The 17041-nt window shown below is 32.4% G+C and carries 17 protein-coding genes and 1 pseudogene; 13 read left to right on the top strand and 5 right to left on the bottom strand.

Annotated features, from left to right (window positions below):
• Positions 1-220, bottom strand: a pseudogene (locus tag CAAU_RS00660) (UPF0236 family protein); the annotation flags it as partial.
• Between the two features lie 185 nt (positions 221-405).
• On the opposite strand from CAAU_RS00660, the gene CAAU_RS00655 reads away from it, so the two are divergent.
• Together CAAU_RS00655 and CAAU_RS00650 are read left to right on the top strand one after the other, a co-directional pair.
• Positions 406-1278: a DMT family transporter gene (locus tag CAAU_RS00655; protein WP_008907506.1), complete on the top strand. Its 873-nt coding sequence runs from the start codon at positions 406-408 to the stop codon at positions 1276-1278.
• Position 1279: 1 nt separating this feature from the next.
• Positions 1280-1897: an SOS response-associated peptidase gene (locus CAAU_RS00650; protein WP_008907505.1), complete on the top strand. Its 618-nt coding sequence runs from the start codon at positions 1280-1282 to the stop codon at positions 1895-1897.
• A gap of 69 nt (positions 1898-1966) precedes the next feature.
• Here the strand turns inward: CAAU_RS00650 and pgsA are convergent, their stop codons facing one another.
• The gene (pgsA, locus tag CAAU_RS00645) at positions 1967-2491 is read right to left on the bottom strand and encodes a CDP-diacylglycerol--glycerol-3-phosphate 3-phosphatidyltransferase (RefSeq protein WP_008907504.1); all 525 of its coding nucleotides are present in this window, start codon (positions 2489-2491) and stop codon (positions 1967-1969) included.
• A gap of 202 nt (positions 2492-2693) precedes the next feature.
• Here pgsA and CAAU_RS00640 point away from each other — a divergent pair, with 202 nt between their 5' ends.
• Positions 2694-4067, top strand: coding sequence for an NAD(P)/FAD-dependent oxidoreductase (locus CAAU_RS00640; RefSeq protein WP_008907503.1), 1374 nt, complete (start codon positions 2694-2696; stop codon positions 4065-4067).
• 9 nt (positions 4068-4076) lie between these two features.
• Positions 4077-5360 (top strand): adenylosuccinate synthase, encoded by a 1284-nt coding sequence (locus tag CAAU_RS00635; protein ID WP_008907502.1) that lies wholly within the window; start codon positions 4077-4079, stop codon positions 5358-5360.
• A gap of 258 nt (positions 5361-5618) precedes the next feature.
• On the opposite strand, the gene CAAU_RS00630 is transcribed toward CAAU_RS00635, so the two are convergent.
• From CAAU_RS00630 to CAAU_RS00620, 3 genes are read right to left on the bottom strand one after another with little or no spacing between them, the layout of a single operon-like run.
• Positions 5619-6881 (bottom strand): PTS ascorbate transporter subunit IIC, encoded by a 1263-nt coding sequence (locus tag CAAU_RS00630; RefSeq protein WP_008907501.1) that lies wholly within the window; start codon positions 6879-6881, stop codon positions 5619-5621.
• Positions 6882-6894: 13 nt separating this feature from the next.
• Positions 6895-7185: a PTS sugar transporter subunit IIB gene (locus CAAU_RS00625; RefSeq protein WP_202801030.1), complete on the bottom strand. Its 291-nt coding sequence runs from the start codon at positions 7183-7185 to the stop codon at positions 6895-6897.
• A gap of 12 nt (positions 7186-7197) precedes the next feature.
• Complete coding sequence (locus CAAU_RS00620) at positions 7198-7650, bottom strand: PTS sugar transporter subunit IIA (protein WP_008907499.1); 453 nt, start codon at positions 7648-7650, stop codon at positions 7198-7200.
• Positions 7651-7821: 171 nt separating this feature from the next.
• Here CAAU_RS00620 and CAAU_RS00615 point away from each other — a divergent pair, with 171 nt between their 5' ends.
• The 9 genes from CAAU_RS00615 (at position 7822) to CAAU_RS00575 (ending at position 17018) form a co-directional block, all read left to right on the top strand.
• Positions 7822-8652, top strand: a complete 831-nt coding sequence (locus tag CAAU_RS00615; protein WP_008907498.1) for a PRD domain-containing protein — start codon at positions 7822-7824, stop codon at positions 8650-8652.
• Positions 8653-8755: 103 nt separating this feature from the next.
• The gene (gene nagB / locus CAAU_RS00610; RefSeq protein ID WP_008907497.1) at positions 8756-9490 is read left to right on the top strand and encodes a glucosamine-6-phosphate deaminase; all 735 of its coding nucleotides are present in this window, start codon (positions 8756-8758) and stop codon (positions 9488-9490) included.
• A gap of 145 nt (positions 9491-9635) precedes the next feature.
• The gene (nagE, locus tag CAAU_RS00605) at positions 9636-11045 is read left to right on the top strand and encodes an N-acetylglucosamine-specific PTS transporter subunit IIBC (protein ID WP_008907496.1); all 1410 of its coding nucleotides are present in this window, start codon (positions 9636-9638) and stop codon (positions 11043-11045) included.
• A gap of 40 nt (positions 11046-11085) precedes the next feature.
• Entirely contained in the window at positions 11086-11991 is a 906-nt protein-coding gene (locus CAAU_RS00600; RefSeq protein ID WP_008907495.1) for a DUF7916 family protein, read from the top strand.
• A gap of 15 nt (positions 11992-12006) precedes the next feature.
• Positions 12007-12483 (top strand): PTS sugar transporter subunit IIA, encoded by a 477-nt coding sequence (locus tag CAAU_RS00595; RefSeq protein WP_008907494.1) that lies wholly within the window; start codon positions 12007-12009, stop codon positions 12481-12483.
• A 12-nt stretch (positions 12484-12495) separates the two neighbouring features.
• On the top strand, positions 12496-12756 hold the full coding sequence (locus tag CAAU_RS00590; protein WP_008907493.1) for an HPr family phosphocarrier protein: 261 nt from the start codon (positions 12496-12498) through the stop codon (positions 12754-12756).
• A 9-nt stretch (positions 12757-12765) separates the two neighbouring features.
• Positions 12766-14388 (top strand): phosphoenolpyruvate--protein phosphotransferase, encoded by a 1623-nt coding sequence (ptsP, locus tag CAAU_RS00585; RefSeq protein ID WP_008907492.1) that lies wholly within the window; start codon positions 12766-12768, stop codon positions 14386-14388.
• Positions 14375-15478 (top strand): N-acetylglucosamine-6-phosphate deacetylase, encoded by a 1104-nt coding sequence (gene nagA / locus CAAU_RS00580; RefSeq protein WP_008907491.1) that lies wholly within the window; start codon positions 14375-14377, stop codon positions 15476-15478. The genes ptsP and nagA overlap by 14 nt, the downstream gene beginning before the upstream one ends.
• Positions 15479-15686: 208 nt before the next feature.
• Complete coding sequence (locus tag CAAU_RS00575) at positions 15687-17018, top strand: alanine/glycine:cation symporter family protein (RefSeq protein WP_008907490.1); 1332 nt, start codon at positions 15687-15689, stop codon at positions 17016-17018.
• Positions 17019-17041 lie beyond the last annotated feature (23 nt).

Here is a 17041-nt window from a genome sequence, read left to right as displayed (position 1 = left end):
CCTTTTTTCTCTTATCATCTTCTTTAATCGCTTTATCTAATTCTTCTAAAAAGTCTTTTATTATATTCCTTCCAAGTTCATCAGTCGATTCTTTAACTACCTCAACAAGTTTTGTAAAATCCCATTCTTTTGACAGCATTTCTTCTACATTTTTTATTAATTTAGTAGTGAAATTTATTAAATGTTGTTGTATAATATCATGTTGTATAATATTATTCAAAAGAGACACCCCCTTATTGATTTGTGTTTTTTCCACTTTTTATTTTACCACAGGGGTTGTCTCTTTTAAATTTTTTGTCCTTTTTCGTCCTACAATAATTTTACACTATGAACATGCTTTGCTACATAGAAAATTTTCAAAATTCAGGATATAATTAAATTACCTAAGTTTTGGGGGGGACATGTATGGATAAAAAAGTTACAATTTGGGCTAATTTAGCCCTTTTACTTGTTGCAGCGATTTGGGGGGGGGGATTCGTTGCAACTAAGAATGCTTTATCGGAAATCACTCCTTTATATCTTATGGCCTTTAGATTTACTATTGCTTTTTTTATTTTAGCTATTATTTTCTTTAAAAAAGTTAAAAATATTAATAAGGCAGAACTTATAGGTGGGATCGTTATAGGTTTGTTTTTATTTTCAGGCTTTGCAAGTCAGACTATAGGCCTTCAGTTTACAACGCCAGGGAAACAAGCCTTTTTAACGGGAACAAATGTAGTAATGGTTCCATTTTTATATTGGGCCCTTTACAAAAAAAGGCCGGATCTTTATTCCTTTATAGGTGCAATTTTGTGCTTTATTGGGATCGGCGCCCTTACTTATAACAAAGGCATGTCTATAAATTTTGGCGACCTTTTGACCTTAATTTGTGCTGTATTCTTTGCAGGGCATATAGTATCAACGGGATACTATGCCGAAAAGTTAGAACCTATAAATTTAACAGTTATTCAATTTGGAGTTGCTGCTATCCTTTCAATTTTAACAGCTATTTTTATGGAACCTTCCATTAAACATATATCCTTTAACGGATATCTTGCAGTATTATATCTTTCAATTTTATCTACCTGTATTGCCTTTTTACTCCAGACGGTTGCTCAAAAATATACAAAATCAACATCAGCTGCTATTTTTCTTAGCATGGAGGCGGTTTTTGGAAGCATATTTTCTGTAATTTTTATAGGTGAAACCTTTACATTGAGGACTATTATAGGATGTGCTTTAATACTTATCTCAGTTATTACAGTAGAAACAAAATGGGAGTTTTTAAGAGGGCGATAAAATGTGTGGAAGGTATTGGCTTGAGGATGATCTTTTGGAGATTTCAAATTATTTTGGCGCAAGACCTATCGATTTTAAAGATTTCACAAGGGGTGAGGTTTTTCCCACAAATTCTGCACCGATAATCACAAAAAATGTGGATAAAATTTTAGAAGGTGTGGATAAAATAATTTTAATTTATAAATGGGGGTTCCCGCTGCAAAATAAAGCTGTATTTAACGCAAGAACTGAAACGGTTGATAAAAAGCCTTTTTTTAAAGACTCCTTTATAAACAGAAGATGCCTTGCTGTTGCTAATGCTTTTTTTGAATGGAAAAAGGAAGGCAAAGATAAAATAAAATACAAAATAAAAAAGGAAAGTAAATTTATTTTATTTGGTGGCATATATAATAGTTTTAAAGTTGGGGAGAGTATAATTAATGCATTTACTATCCTTACAACATCACCAAATAAAGAAATGAAAGATTTGCATGATAGAATGCCTCTTATAATTGATGAAAGAGATATAGATGCATGGCTTTTTGGTGACTTAAAGGAAGCCTATAGGATAATTGATTCTAACCATAATAATAAATTATTCTTTGAACGGGAAGAAAATGAACAATTGAAATGGATATAATTAACGCTTCTCCTTATTAATTAGGAAGGGTAGTTCATATAAAATGATAGAAAACATAAAGACAGGCGACTAGTATTTTGCCTGTCTTTTAATTTGAATGAAATGGATAAAGTAATTGTAAAGGGCAAAAAAAGCCAAGAATATTGCACAGTATAGGAAATAAAGCCCAAACATTTTGTTAAATATGAGAATACCAATGGCAACATAAAATAGAACTGTTGCAGCCTTGCCATAGTATTTTGCAGCAACTACGGTTTCATATTTTTTAAGTAAAGTAAAGCCCCCTATGATCATAGAAATTTCCTTTATAAGAACAATATAAAAAACCCAATGGGGGATTATATTTGTATAGGATAAGGAGAATAATACAGTTAAGAGCATAAGCTTATCGGCGAGGGGATCAAGCAAAGTTCCCCACTTGGTGACCATGTTATATTTTCTTGCAATATAACCATCTAATACATCTGTGGCACCGGCTATAAAAAATATAATCATGGCAAAAAGAAAAGAATTATTTATTTTAGAGAAGTATACAAATAAATATGTAGGAATAAGGATAAATCTTAATGTAGTTAAAGCATTAGGTATATTCATGGCACCCTCCTTATGCTTTGATAATACAATTATACCACAAAAATTGTAGATTAAAACATAAAAATTATTTGAATGAATATTATTGATATTTTTAATATAATTCGTAATAAGTCGAACATAAGTTAAATTATTATCATCATAATTGACTAAGATGACAGACTATGATAAATTATAAATGCAAACACAAAAAGGGGGAACAAATATGTTTGATGTTATAATAGTAGGCGGAGGACCATCTGGAATCTTTACAGCCCTAGAGCTTATAAAAAATAACCCAAATCTTAAAATCGCTTTATTTGAAAAGGGAAAGAGCATAATAAAAAGAAAATGCCCTATCACTGAAAAAGGAGTTAAATGTCAGCACTGCAAACCCTGTGCTATAGTTTCAGGTTGGGGTGGTGCAGGGGCCTTTTCCGACGGCAAGCTTACTTTAACGACGGAATTTGGAGGAATACTTGATGAATATATTGACATAGATGAACTTAAAAAACTTATAGAATACATAGACGGAATCTATCTAGAATTTGGAGGCCCCGATGAAGTTCATGGGGAGATAAACGATAGGGTTTTAGATCTTATGAAAAGGGCAGCAGCTGCAGATCTTAAGTTTATCCCTGCTAAAATAAGGCATCTTGGGACGGATAACTGCTTTAACATATTAAAAAAGATGGAGGAATACTTAAGGGAAAGGATAGATGTAAGGACAAATACAGAGGTAAAAAGAATAATAGTTGAGGATGGAATAGCAAAGGGAGTAGAGCTAAAAAACGGTGAAGTGGTTGAAGGAAAGTTCATAGTTGTTGCGCCAGGAAGGGAAGGCTCTGACTGGTTTTCTAAAGAAATTGAAAGATTAAAATTAGAAACATCTACAAATCCTGTAGATATAGGTGTTAGGGTTGAATGCCCTGCCATCGTTTTTAAGGATATTACCGATGCCGTTTATGAATCTAAACTTATATACTACACAAAATCCTTCGATGATAGGGTAAGAACCTTTTGCATGAACCCATACGGAGAGGTTGTTGTGGAAAACAACGACGGAATAAAAACGGTAAATGGACATAGCTATGCCCACAAAAAAAGCGAAAACACAAATTTTGCCCTTTTGGTTTCAAAGAATTTTACAAAACCCTTTAATTCACCGATAGAATATGGAAAATATGTTGCGAGCCTTGCAAATATGCTTGGAGAAGGAGTAATAGTTCAAAGGCTTGGAGATCTTTTAGAGGGAAGAAGGACGACGGAGGAAAGACTAAGAAGGGGACTTGTAAGGCCAACCTTAAAGGATGCAACTCCAGGGGATTTAAGTTTGGTTCTCCCATATAGATTCTTAACGGATATTATAGAAATGCTTCAGGCCCTTGATAAAATTGCACCTGGTATTTATTCAAAACATACGCTATTATATGGAGTAGAGGTAAAATTTTATTCTCTAAGGGTTAAGCTTTCATCTAATTTGGAAACACAAGTTAAAAATTTATTTGCTGGAGGAGATGGTGCAGGAATAACAAGGGGGCTTGCACAGGCTTCAGTTTCAGGAGTTATTATCGCAAGGGAAATACTAAAGAGAATTTGAGGTGGTAAAATGAGTTTAGTTGTTATTGGTGCCCAATGGGGAGATGAAGGAAAGGGAAAGATTACAGACTTTTTAGCAGAGGGTGCTGATGTAGTTGTAAGATATCAGGGAGGAAATAATGCAGGACATACTGTTATTGCCAATGATAAAAAATATAAGCTTCATCTTATTCCATCAGGGATACTTTACGATGACAAGCTATGCATTATAGGAAATGGTGTCGTTATAGATCCAAAGGCCCTTTTAGATGAGATTGAATATTTAAAAAATGAAGGCATAAGGGTTGATAATAAAAAGCTTTTAATTAGCGATAGAGCCCATGTTATAATGCCCTACCATAAAAAAATCGATGCCCTTTCAGAAAAGAAAAGAGGTTCAAAGGATATAGGAACTACAGGAAAGGGTATTGGACCTTGCTATACCGACAAGCATGAAAGAACTGGGATAAGGATATGCGACCTATTAAATAAAGAGGTTTTTTATGAAAAGCTAAAAACAAACTTAGAGGTTAAAAATAGGCTCATAAGGGAAATTTACGAAGATGAAGAAATGAATTTTGATGAAATTTATAATACCTACATAGAATATGCAGAAAAGTTAAAGGATTTTATAACCGATACGTCAGTTGTTCTTTATGATAATATAAAGGAAGGCAAAAAAGTATTGTTTGAAGGAGCTCAAGGCACCCTTCTTGACATAGACTATGGAACATACCCCTATGTAACCTCCTCCCATCCAATTGCAGGAGGCGTATGTATAGGCTCTGGCATTGGTCCTACTATGATAGATAGAGTTGTTGGAGTATGCAAGGCTTACACAACAAGGGTTGGGAAGGGTCCCTTCCCAACGGAGCTTTTTGATGAAGTTGGAGAATACATAAGGGAAAAAGGATTTGAATATGGAACTACAACAGGAAGAGCAAGAAGATGTGGCTGGCTTGACCTTGTTATTTTAAAATATGCAGCAAGGATATCAGGACTTACAAGCCTTGCAATAACAAAAATTGACACCCTTGCTGGCCTTGAAAAGATAAAGGTATGTACAGGTTATGAGTTCGAAGGAAGGGTGATTGATAACTTTCCAGCCTCCTTAGAGGATCTTGCAAAATGCAAACCTATATATGAGGAATTTGACGGTTGGGATGAGTCGATAAAGGATGCAAAAACCTATGATGACCTTCCAGAAAACGCAAAGAGATATTTAAAATTCATCGAAGAATATACAGGGGTCAGAATATCAATAGTTTCCGTAGGACCAGAGAGGGAAAATACTATAGTTGTAGGGAAATATTAAAAGGGCCTGGTTTCAGTATTAGTATTGTATTAAGAAATATAATGTTTTCTTTATTAATAGAGAAGGAACAAAAAAGATAATACAAGATAGATGATATAATTTTATAACAAGATAGCCATCAAAAACTTGTATAATCCTTGTTCTGTAACAATAGTTTAATAAAAAAGTCTATGGTTATTTTTAATGAATCACCATAGACTTTTTTAATTATCATTTAATTTTTCTAAAATATAATAGTAGAATGCATAGATTAGTTTATTAATGTATAAATAACCTGATTATATTTCCAAGAATTATTCCAACAACTCCAAAGTCTGCATCACCGAAGGTTGTATTAGCAAAACCTAAATCTCCCAAAACAGGAAGTAGCATTACTGGAAGAAAAGTAATTAAAAGACCATGAGCTAATGCACCCCAAAAGGCTCCCTTTCTTCCTCCTGTTGCATTTCCAAATACTCCAGCAGTTGCTCCACAGAAAAAGTGGGGAACAAGACCTGGCAAGATCACGGGAGCCTTAAGTGTAATTAGTATAAACATACCTATGATACCACCTAGAAAGCTTGATAAGAAACCTATTAAAACTGCGTTTGGAGCATAAGGATATACAACAGGACAGTCTAAAGCGGGTTTTGCATCGGGGACAATAGAAAGAGCAATACCTTTAAATGCAGGAACTATTTCAGCAAGTATTAGTCTTACACCTGAAAGAATTATATATACTCCACCTGCAAAAGTTATTGCTTGGATAGTAGAATAAACAATAAAGTTTTGTCCGCCGCTTAAATTTTTTTCTACGAAATTTTTACCTGCTGTAAAAGCAACAATAAGATATAATATTGTCATTGTTAATCCTATTGCAACTGATGTATCTCTCAAGAAACTAAGCCCTTGAGGTAGTTCTAATTCTTCGGTTGATCTAGAATTTTTACCTACTATTTTACCTATCCATGCTGAAAAAACATATCCAATAGTTCCAAAATGACCAAATGCAACCTCGTCTTGGCCTATAATTTTTTTCATTGTTGGATGTGCAATAGCTGGGAATATTGCCATTACAAATCCTAAAATTATGGATCCTAAAATTATAAGAGCGATTCCTTTTATACCACCTGAGATTAATATGGCTGTTATTAAACATGCCATATATAGTGTGTGATGACCTGTTAGAAAAATATATTTTAACTTGGTGAACCTTGCAATAATTATGTTTACTATCATACCAAATGTCATAATAAGAGCAGTTTGGATTCCATATGTTTTTAAAGCTAAGGCAACAATAGCTTCATTATTTGGAACTATTCCTTTTAAACCAAAGGCCTGTTGAAACATAGAACTAAAATCAGATAAAGATGATACCACTATGCCAGCACCGCCACCAAGGACAATAAATCCCATTATTGTTTTTAATGATCCCTTTATTACTTCAGATTTAGACTTTTTTTGTATTATAAGTCCTATCATAGCAACGAGTCCAACTAAAATAGAAGGAACACTTAATATGTCAAGTAAAAATTTTAACATAAATTATCCCCCTTTAAAAATCAATATCTAATTTTTTAAAAGCATCTATTAATTTTTCTTTTATTTCATTTAAGTTTATTATGCTATTAAGGATAATTACATAGCCGTCTAAAGATATCATTTGATTTGCCAAATCTTTAGTTGCAATATAAATATCTGCTTTAATCGCCTTTGCAGAGGCCAAATCTGAATGCTCAACTTCGGCTTTCAAATTAAGTTCTTTTAAAACTTTATTAACATTCATTTCCAACATAAAGCTGCTCCCAAGTCCGTTACCACAGCATACAAGAATTTTCACCTTCATCCCCCCTTTTTTTTATGTAATTGAATATTTGTTTATTATATTTAAAACTTCTTCTTTTGATTTAGCGTTTATTATAATATTGAGGTCATTTGTATTCATTAATAAATTTATAAGCTGAGATAATGCCTCAAGATGAGTTTTACTATCTATAGCTGCTAATGTAATAATTAATTTTACAGGGTCGTTTAATTCGCTGCCAAAATTGATGGGGTTTTTTAATGTTATTAGACTCATAGAAAGTTTCTTTACACCATTTTCAGGTCTTGCGTGTGCTAAAACTATGCCAGGAGCTATTACCATATATGGTCCTAGAGATTTAAAATTATTTATAATAGCTTCTTCATAGTTTTTTGTAATACAATTATCATTTAATAAAATTTTAGTCCCGGTTTTTATAGCATCTTCCCAATTTTCACAAACAATGTTTAACATAATTCTATCTTTATTTAGTAAATCATTTAACATATATATACCTCTTTCTATAATGTTTTTGAAATATAAGTAAACGTTATAAAAGATTTTCTTAGTTTAATTTTATTCTTACGTTGATAATAATATGTGGATTTAAATAAGTTCATCACATTAAATTTATATAATATAATGTTATTAGAACATTCCTTTTGGGGGTGGAGAAAGTTGGAGTTCTATGAAATCTTAAAAATTTTTAATAACAATGTTGTTTTAGCTAAAAAAGACGAAAAAGAATACATATTAATAGATAAGGGGATAGGATTTAACAAAAGAAAAGGTGAATTAATTAATAAAGATAGATTTGAAAAGATATTTATTCTTGAAAGAGATATTAAAGATAGATTTGATAAATTAATATTAAACATAGATGAAGAAATTGTAGGGGTATGTGAAGAAGTAATTAGTATGATTTCAGAAGAATACGAGGAATTAGACAGAGAAATACATGTAAAATTAGTAGATCATATTGCTTTTGCAATAAAAAGATTAAAAAACAATGACGAGATAGAAAATCCATTTATAATAGAAATAGAAACATTATACAATAAAGACTATGAAATTGCAAAAAAAGCTGCATTTATGATTAAAAAAAGATTAAATATTGAAATTCCTGATGGTGAAATTGGATTTATTGCACTTCATATAAATGCTGCAAAAAATAAAGGTAAGGTTTCAGATACTTTGAAGAATATATATATTTGTAATAGTGTAATTGAAATATTAGAGGATGAATTAAAAGTGGAAATAAATAAACAATCGATAGATTATGCAAGATTTATAACTCATATAAAATTTGCAATTTATAGGATAATTAACAAAATACCGATAAAAAATGAATTAAAGTCAGCTATTAAAAGAAAATATAAGGATTCTTATAAAATAGCACAAATAATAGCAAAATTTATGGAAAATGAATTAAAAGAAAAAGTATCTGATGATGAAATAGCTTATATGGCTATGCATGTTGAAAAATTCAAGAACAAAACCTTATATTGATTAATCCCTTATTATGGATTATAATAATATTGTAAATCAGCGTGTAACTTTAGGCAAAAGCTGAAGGTGAGTCCTTCAGCTTTTTTTGCTTAGGAGGGGTTTTATGAGGATTATTATTGAGGATAGTTATGAATCTATGAGTAAGAAAGCAGCTTTAATGCTTGCAGGTCAAATTCTATTAAAGCCTGATACTATATTAGGACTTGCAACTGGAAGTACGCCTATAGGTATGTATAAAGAACTTGTAAGGATGCATAAGGAAGAGGATTTAGACTTTTCAAATGTAGTTACTTTTAATTTAGATGAGTATGTTGGTTTAGATAAAAATGATAAAAATAGTTATCATTATTACATGTTTCAAAACTTTTTTAATCATATAAACATAAAGAAAGAAAATATTTACATACCAGATGGCATGGCACAGGATTTGGAAGAGGAATGTAAAAGATATGAAAGAATTATTGAAGAAAAGGGTGGAATTGATCTTCAAATACTCGGTATTGGCAAAAATGGGCACATAGGATTTAATGAACCAGATTTAAAATTTGAAGCAACAACCCATGTTGTAAAACTAGATGAAGAAACAATAATGGCAAATTCGAGATTTTTTAATAGCATTGCTGAGGTCCCAAGATTTGCAATAAGCATGGGCATAAAAACAATAATGCATTCAAAAAAAATAATACTTCTTGCAAGTGGGGAAGAAAAAGCGGAAGCAATATATAAAGCAATATATGGGCCGATAGTTCCGAAACATCCTGCATCAGTTCTGCAACTTCATCCAGATGTAACATTCATTTTAGATAAAGATGCAGCAAAGTTTATTAAACTCCGTTGACAGACAGTAAAATATGGTATAAAATAAAATTAATAGAATATTCTTGAAATTTTGGCGTGCAATTGACTTTGTCAAGCAAGAGCCAAAAAGGTAGCATTTTACCTTTTTGGCTCTTTTTGATTTTAAATTTAGGAGGGGGATTTTAATGAGTAACAACAAATTGCTTGCTAATCTTCAAAAGCTTGGGAAGGCTTTGATGACGCCAGTTGCAGTTTTACCTGCAGCAGCACTTTTGTTAAGGCTTGGGGCACCAGATGTTTTTAATTTAAAATGGATGTTTGCTGCAGGAGATGCAATCTTTGGTAACCTTGCTCTTTTATTTGCTATCGGTATAGCCATTGGTTTTGCTGAAGAAAACAATGGAGTTGCTGGACTTGCAGCTGCAGTTGGTTACTTTGTATTAACTAAGGTTGCTACTACATTTAATGACAAGATAAACATGGGAGTATTATCTGGTATTATTGTCGGTATACTTGCTGGATATCTATATAATAAATATAAGGCCATTAAATTACCAGACTTTTTAGGTTTCTTTGGTGGAAAGAGGTTTATTCCTATCGTAACTTCTTTTTATTCTTTAGTTATTGGAGTTATTTTTGGGTATGTATGGCCACTTATTCAAAACTTTATCAGTTCCTTTGGTAATGCTATCGCCTCATCTGGAGCCATTGGAGGATTTTTCTTTGGATTGTTAAATAGGCTACTAATACCATTTGGTCTTCATCATGTTATTAATTCTTTTGTATGGTTCCAATTTGGTGAATTTAAAGATGCAACTGGTAAAATTGTAACAGGGGATTTATCAAGATTCTTTGCTGGTGATCCAAATGCAGGAACATTTATGACAGGATTTTTCCCAATAATGATGTTTGCACTACCTGCAGTTTGCTTTGCTATGATAATGGCTGCTAAAAAAGAGCATAGAAAAGAAGTTACAGGAATGCTGTTAGGTGTTGCGTTTACATCATTTTTAACAGGAATAACTGAGCCTATTGAATTTTTATTCATGTTCCTTTCACCACTTTTGTATGTAATCCATGCTCTTTTGAGCGGGATTTCACTTGCAGTTACGACAGCTCTTGGAATGAGGTGTGGATTTGGTTTTTCAGCAGGGTTAATAGATTATGTTTTAAATTTTGGTATATCAAGTAAACCTATAGGACTTTTAGTAGTTGGGGTTATATTCGGCATAATTTATTACTTTATTTTCTACTATATCATAATTAAGTATGATATACCGACTCCAGGAAGAATTGAGGAGGAATCATCAGTAATATCCAAATTGTCCTCATCAGCTTTAAAAGATAAGGCGGCTGAGATATTAAGTGCCTTAGGAGGAAAAGAAAATATAGTTAATATAGATGCATGTGTGACAAGGATTAGAGTTTCAGTAAACAATCCAGATGTGGTTAACGAAAACGCATTAAAGACTCTTGGGGCCACAGGAGTTATAAAGATGGGTAAAAATAATTATCAAATTGTTGTTGGAACTTCAGCAGACCCACTTGTAACACATATAAAGTCGATTATGAGCAATAAAAATTTAAGCGTATAACATTCCTCGGGCTTTGCCCGAGGATTTTTGGGGTGATAACATGAAAAGATTTATTGATAGTTTCTCATCGGATATTTTAAAGATGAGTAAGAAAGAGTTAATAGAATCTATTATGGCAAGCGAAGGCAGAGTAATTGCAGCTGAAGTGATAAGTCTACTGCAGCCTTTACTTTTAAATATAAGCAATGCTGAATTGGCTGCTGCCTTTGGAGCAGATTTAATCATTTTAAATATGTTTGATTTAAACGAACCATTAGTTCAGGGAATTAAAGTTGAGGATAATTATGACTATATAAAGGAAGTGAAAAGGTTAACAGGCAGACCAGTGGGTATTAATTTAGAACCTGTAGATTTTTCAATGAATATTGAAAGCATAAGCAAAGGAAGGATTGCATCAAAGGAGAACGCTAAAAAGGCAAAAGAAATGGGTGTAGACTTTATAATATTAACTGGCAATCCTAAAACGGGAGTTACTAATAATGAAATAAGTAGATCTATAGAAGAAATAAAATCTGTAGTTGGTGAAAATATAGTTTTGTTTGCAGGTAAAATGCACTCATCAGGGATTAAAAAAGAACAAGGCAGCAAATTGATAACTAAAGAGGACATTTATTCATTTATCGAAAAGGGTGCAGATGGCATTTTAATTCCAGCACCTGGAACTATTCCTGGTATTACATTGGATTATGCAAAAGAACTTATAGATTATGTTCATGATTTAGGAGCGATTGCTATGACTACAATTGGAACTTCACAAGAAGGAGCAGAAGAGAATACTATAAAAAATATAGCTTTAATGTGCAAAATGGCAGGAGCAGATATTCATCATATTGGAGATTGCGGATTACCGGGAATTGCGATCCCTGAAAATATATTAGCTTATTCGATAACTATAAGAGGCAGAAGGCATACATATTTTAGAATTGCAGCATCTATAAACAGATAAAAAGGAGGAGTAAAATTGTTTGGACTTTTTAGTAAGAGACAGATTGAGATAAAATCACCGATAAAAGGAAAAGTAATAGATTTATCACAAGTTCCAGATGAGGTTTTTTCAAGTAAAATGGTAGGAGATGGTTTTGCAATAGATCCAAAAGATAATACTATATATTCTCCAGTTGAGGGAGAAATAATTCAAGTTTTTCCAACAGGACATGCCATTGGAATAAAAACTAAAGAAGGATTGGAGATATTAATTCATATTGGAATTGATACTGTTGAGTTGAAAGGGAAGGGATTTGTCACTTTTGTAAATGAGGGAGATTATGTATGGATTGGAGATAAACTTATAACCTTTGATTTAGAACTTATAAAAAATAAAGCTAAGTCAACTATAATTCCTGTTTTAATTACTAACATGGAAAAGGTTAAGGAAATGAACGTAAATTTTATAGATGCTGAAGAAGGCGATGTTATTGCTAATGTAAGATTAAAATAAGGAGGTATTTCTGTGAAGGAAATTTTAGTAAAAATAAATAACCCAACGGGGCTTCATGCAAGGCCGGCAAGTATACTTGTAAAAGAGGCTATGAAGTTTAAGTCGAATATTTATTTAATCAAAAATAACAAAGAATATAATGCAAAGAGCATAATGAATGTTATGGCAATGGGAGCAGCAATGGGAGATGAAATAAGGATAAAAGCTGAAGGTGAGGATGAAAAAGAGGCTATAAATTCACTACAGAAACTCTTAGAAGATTTAAAGGATTGAGGTGGGAGAATGTATAAAGGCATTGCTGCTTCTTCTGGAGTAGCGATTGGACGGGCACATATTATAAAAAAAGAAATAGAAGTTAAAAAATATAAAGTAGAAAATGCTAAAGAAGAGATTGATAGGCTAGATAGAGCAATTTCTATAACTAAGGATGAAATAGAAAAAATAAAAGATGCTTCAGTTAATACAATAGGAGAAAAGATTGCTAAAGTTTTTGAAGCACATTTGATGATTTTAGAAGATGTTGAATTTATTAATTCAATTAAAAATAGAATTTACGACGATAAAATTAATGCTGAATATGCAGTAAAATTAGTAAGCCATGAATATGCTCAAATATTTCTTAATATGGAAAACGAATACTTTAAGGAAAGAGCGTCTGATATAAAGGATGTTGGAAATAGAATAATAAATATTTTAAGTGGAAGCAATAACAACTCTATAGCCAATATACCTGAAAAATGCATCATCGTAGCTGATGATATTACTCCATCTGAAACAGCACAAATGAATAAAGAATTAGTTTTGGGAGTTGCAACTAATTTAGGTGGGAAAACATCTCATGCTGCAATTATAGCAAGAACACTTGAAATACCAGCAGTTTTAGGATTGGGGAATATAACAGATGTAGTAAAAGAAGGTGACATTTTAATACTTGATGGTGATGAGGGTATTATAGTTGTTAATCCTGATGATGAAACTGTAAAAAGGTATAAAGAAAAACAGCAGAAAATTAATGATGAAAAAAGTGAACTTTTAAAGTATAAAAATATTATAGTAAACAAAAATGGAAGGTTAATAGAAATAGCAGCAAATATAGGAAGAAAAGAGGAAGTTGATTTAGCTATAAAATATGGTGCAGATGGAATTGGACTTTTTAGAACGGAATTTTTATATATGGACAAAGAGACTCTACCAACAGAAGATGAACAATTTGAGGCATATAAGTATGTTTTAGAAAAGATGGATGGGAAACCAGTTATAATAAGAACTCTTGATATAGGTGGAGATAAACATTTGCCATATTTAAATTTAGAAAAGGAACAAAACCCATTTTTAGGATTGAGAGCAATAAGGCTTTGCCTTAATAGAATAGATTTATTTAAAACACAGTTAAGAGCTATCCTAAGAGCATCAGTTTATGGTAATCTTAAAATTATGTTTCCAATGATTTCGGGCTTGGAGGAGTTAAGGAAAGCAAAAGGGATATTAAAGGAAGCTGAAGAAGAATTATCTTTTCAGGATATTAAATATTCTAAAGATTATAAACTTGGAATAATGATAGAGGTTCCTTCGGCTGCAATAATATCTGATATACTTGCAAAGGAAGTTGACTTTTTTAGTATAGGAACAAATGATCTTATACAATATACATTAGCGGTTGATAGGATGAATCAAAATGTATCATACCTATATGAACCATCACACCCTTCAATATTGAGATTGATTAAAATTGTTATTGATAATGCACATAGAGAAGGAATATGGGTTGGAATGTGTGGAGAGATGGCATCGGATTTAAGTATGACAGAAACTCTATTTGAAATGGGATTGGATGAGTTTAGTGTATCTCCACCTATGATTTTAAACTTAAAAAAGAAATTAGGAGGGACCTATGAAGGGAATTAAAAACGGTAAAATAATCCTTGAAAATGGTGTATTAGAGGACAGGGTTATACTTTTTGAAGATAAAATAATAGATATAGTTTCAGAAAAGGAATATAATCTATCAACGATAGAGCTTATGGATGTGGGAGGAAACTTCGTTTCACCAGGATTTATAAACATTCACGTTCATGGATGTTCAGGATATGATTTTATGGATGAGGAAGGATTAGAGGAAATATCGAAGGACCTTTTAAAAACAGGGGTTACATCCTTTCTTGCAACAACGATGTCGTTGGAGTTTGAAAAAATTGAAAAAGCACTAAGAAGAATTAAAGATTTTATGCTAAGGGGAAGATATAAAGGCTTACTAGGAGTTCATCTAGAGGGACCCTTTATAAGTAAAAAATATAAGGGTGCCCATGATGATAGATTTTTAATAGATCCTGATTTTAAGTTGATAGAACCCTATAAGGATGTTATTAAAATAGTTACTATAGCACCAGAGCTTGAAGGGGCAGAGGAATTTATCAAAAAATGTTGTAAAGAAGGTATAATAATATCAATCGGACATAGTGGTGCAAGCTATGAGAAGACGATAAAGGCAATAGAGCATGGTGCTAAAAGTATAACTCATACCTTTAACGCAATGCCTCAGATTCATCATAGAAATCCTTCGGTTTTAGGTGCTGCCTTTATAACTGATGTTTATTGTGAAGTAATACCTGATAATATTCATATCCATCCTTATCTTTACGAAGTCTTAATTAGAATTAAAGGAAAAAATAGAATAATTCTTGTTACTGATTCAAACAGGGCTTGCCTTCTTGGGGATGGGGAATATGAGCTTGGAGGACAGGCTGTAATAGTAAAGAATGGCAAGGCAACTTTAAAGGATGGAACTATTGCAGGAAGCGTTCTTAAGATGAATGAGGGAATAAGAAACTTTTACAAAAACACAAACCTTGAGATGTGGGAAGCAGTAAAATTAGCTACAATTAATCCTGCAAGACTATTGGGGATTTACGATAAAAAGGGAAGTATTGAAGCTGGGAAAGATGCGGAGTTTTGTATTTTAGATGAGGAATTTAATATCGTAGATGTTATTATATAAGCTTGAGGTTTTATAGGTGATCTAAGCACTTTTTCAGAAATTTTATTCTGATAAAGTGCTTTTTTATGCGAAATTGTTAGAAAAATTTAATATTTTTAGAATATTTAAAGATAATTTCTATAAATAAGAACCTAACTATTTGTAATGTCAATATTTAAGGAGTATAATGGTTATTGTTAAACTTTTAACTTAAGGACGGGGGGATTCTATGTTAGATCTTGTAAAAAATATCAATAGCATTCTTTGGAGCTATGTTTTAATTTTTCTATTATGTGGGACTGGAATCTATTATACTATTATTTTAAAGGGAGTCCAAATAAGAAGATTTAAGGATGGGTGGAAAAGGGTTTTTGGTAATATAACATTAAAGGGAGAAAAGGCAGGAAAGGAGGGCATGACATCCTTTCAAGCTCTTGCAACGGCAATAGCAGCTCAAGTTGGAACAGGCAATCTTGCCGGTGCAGCAACAGCCATTGCATCAGGTGGACCAGGTGCAATCTTTTGGATGTGGTTAAGTGCCTTTTTTGGAATGTCAACCCTTTTTTCAGAAGCAGTTCTTGCACAAACTTTTAAGGATAAGGTAGAGGATGAGGTTACGGGTGGACCTGCCTATTATATTAAAAAAGGTTTAGGAAGCAATTTTCTTGCTTATTTATTTTCGGTTTCAATTATTTTAGCGCTAGGATTTATGGGCAACATGGTTCAGTCAAATTCCATCGGAGCAGCCTTTAGTAATTCCTTTGGAATAAAGCCTATTTACGTTGGGATAGTTCTTGCAGTTATAGCAGGTTTTATTTTTATAGGCGGGATAAAAAGGATTGCCTCAGTAACAGAAAAGATGGTTCCTTTAATGGCCTTATTTTATATAATAGGAGGAATAATAGTTATTGTTTTAAACATAGACTCACTTATTCCTGCTTTTAAGATGATATTCCTTGGAGCTTTTAATCCTAAGGCAGCAACAGGAGGAATAATAGGTGCAACTGTTAAAGAAGCCGTAAGATATGGTGTTGCAAGGGGACTTTTCTCCAACGAAGCAGGTATGGGTTCAACACCCCATGCCCATGCTGTTGCAAAGGTAAATCATCCAGTTGAACAAGGGGTTGTTGGTATTATAAGTGTATTTATAGATACATTTGTTATTTTAACTTTAACTGCCCTTGTAATTTTAACTACAGGCTCAATTGAAACTAAAACAACAGGGATAAAGTTAACTCAGGAGGCTTTTATTAGAGGTTTAGGATCCTTTGGAGGAGTGTTTGTCGCAATTTCCCTTTTATTCTTTGCCTTTTCAACAATAATAGGTTGGTATTTCTTTGGAGAGGCCAATGTTAAATTCTTATTTGGCAAAAAAGGGTTAATGCCATATAGAATATTGGTTATTATATTTATTGCATTAGGAACAGTCCTTGAAGTTCCCTTAGTATGGGAACTTGCCGACCTTTTCAATGGAATAATGGTTATTCCAAACCTTATAGCCTTACTAGCTCTTTCAAGGACAGTTAAAAAGGCACTTGAAGATTATGAAAAAAAGAATTAGACCTTGGGTCTAATTCCTTAATT

The organism is Caloramator australicus RC3 (genome assembly GCF_000297115.1).
GTDB classification, from domain to species: Bacteria; Bacillota; Clostridia; order Clostridiales; family Caloramatoraceae; genus Caloramator; species Caloramator australicus.
This window is presented reverse-complemented; position numbering and strand designations above follow the sequence as displayed.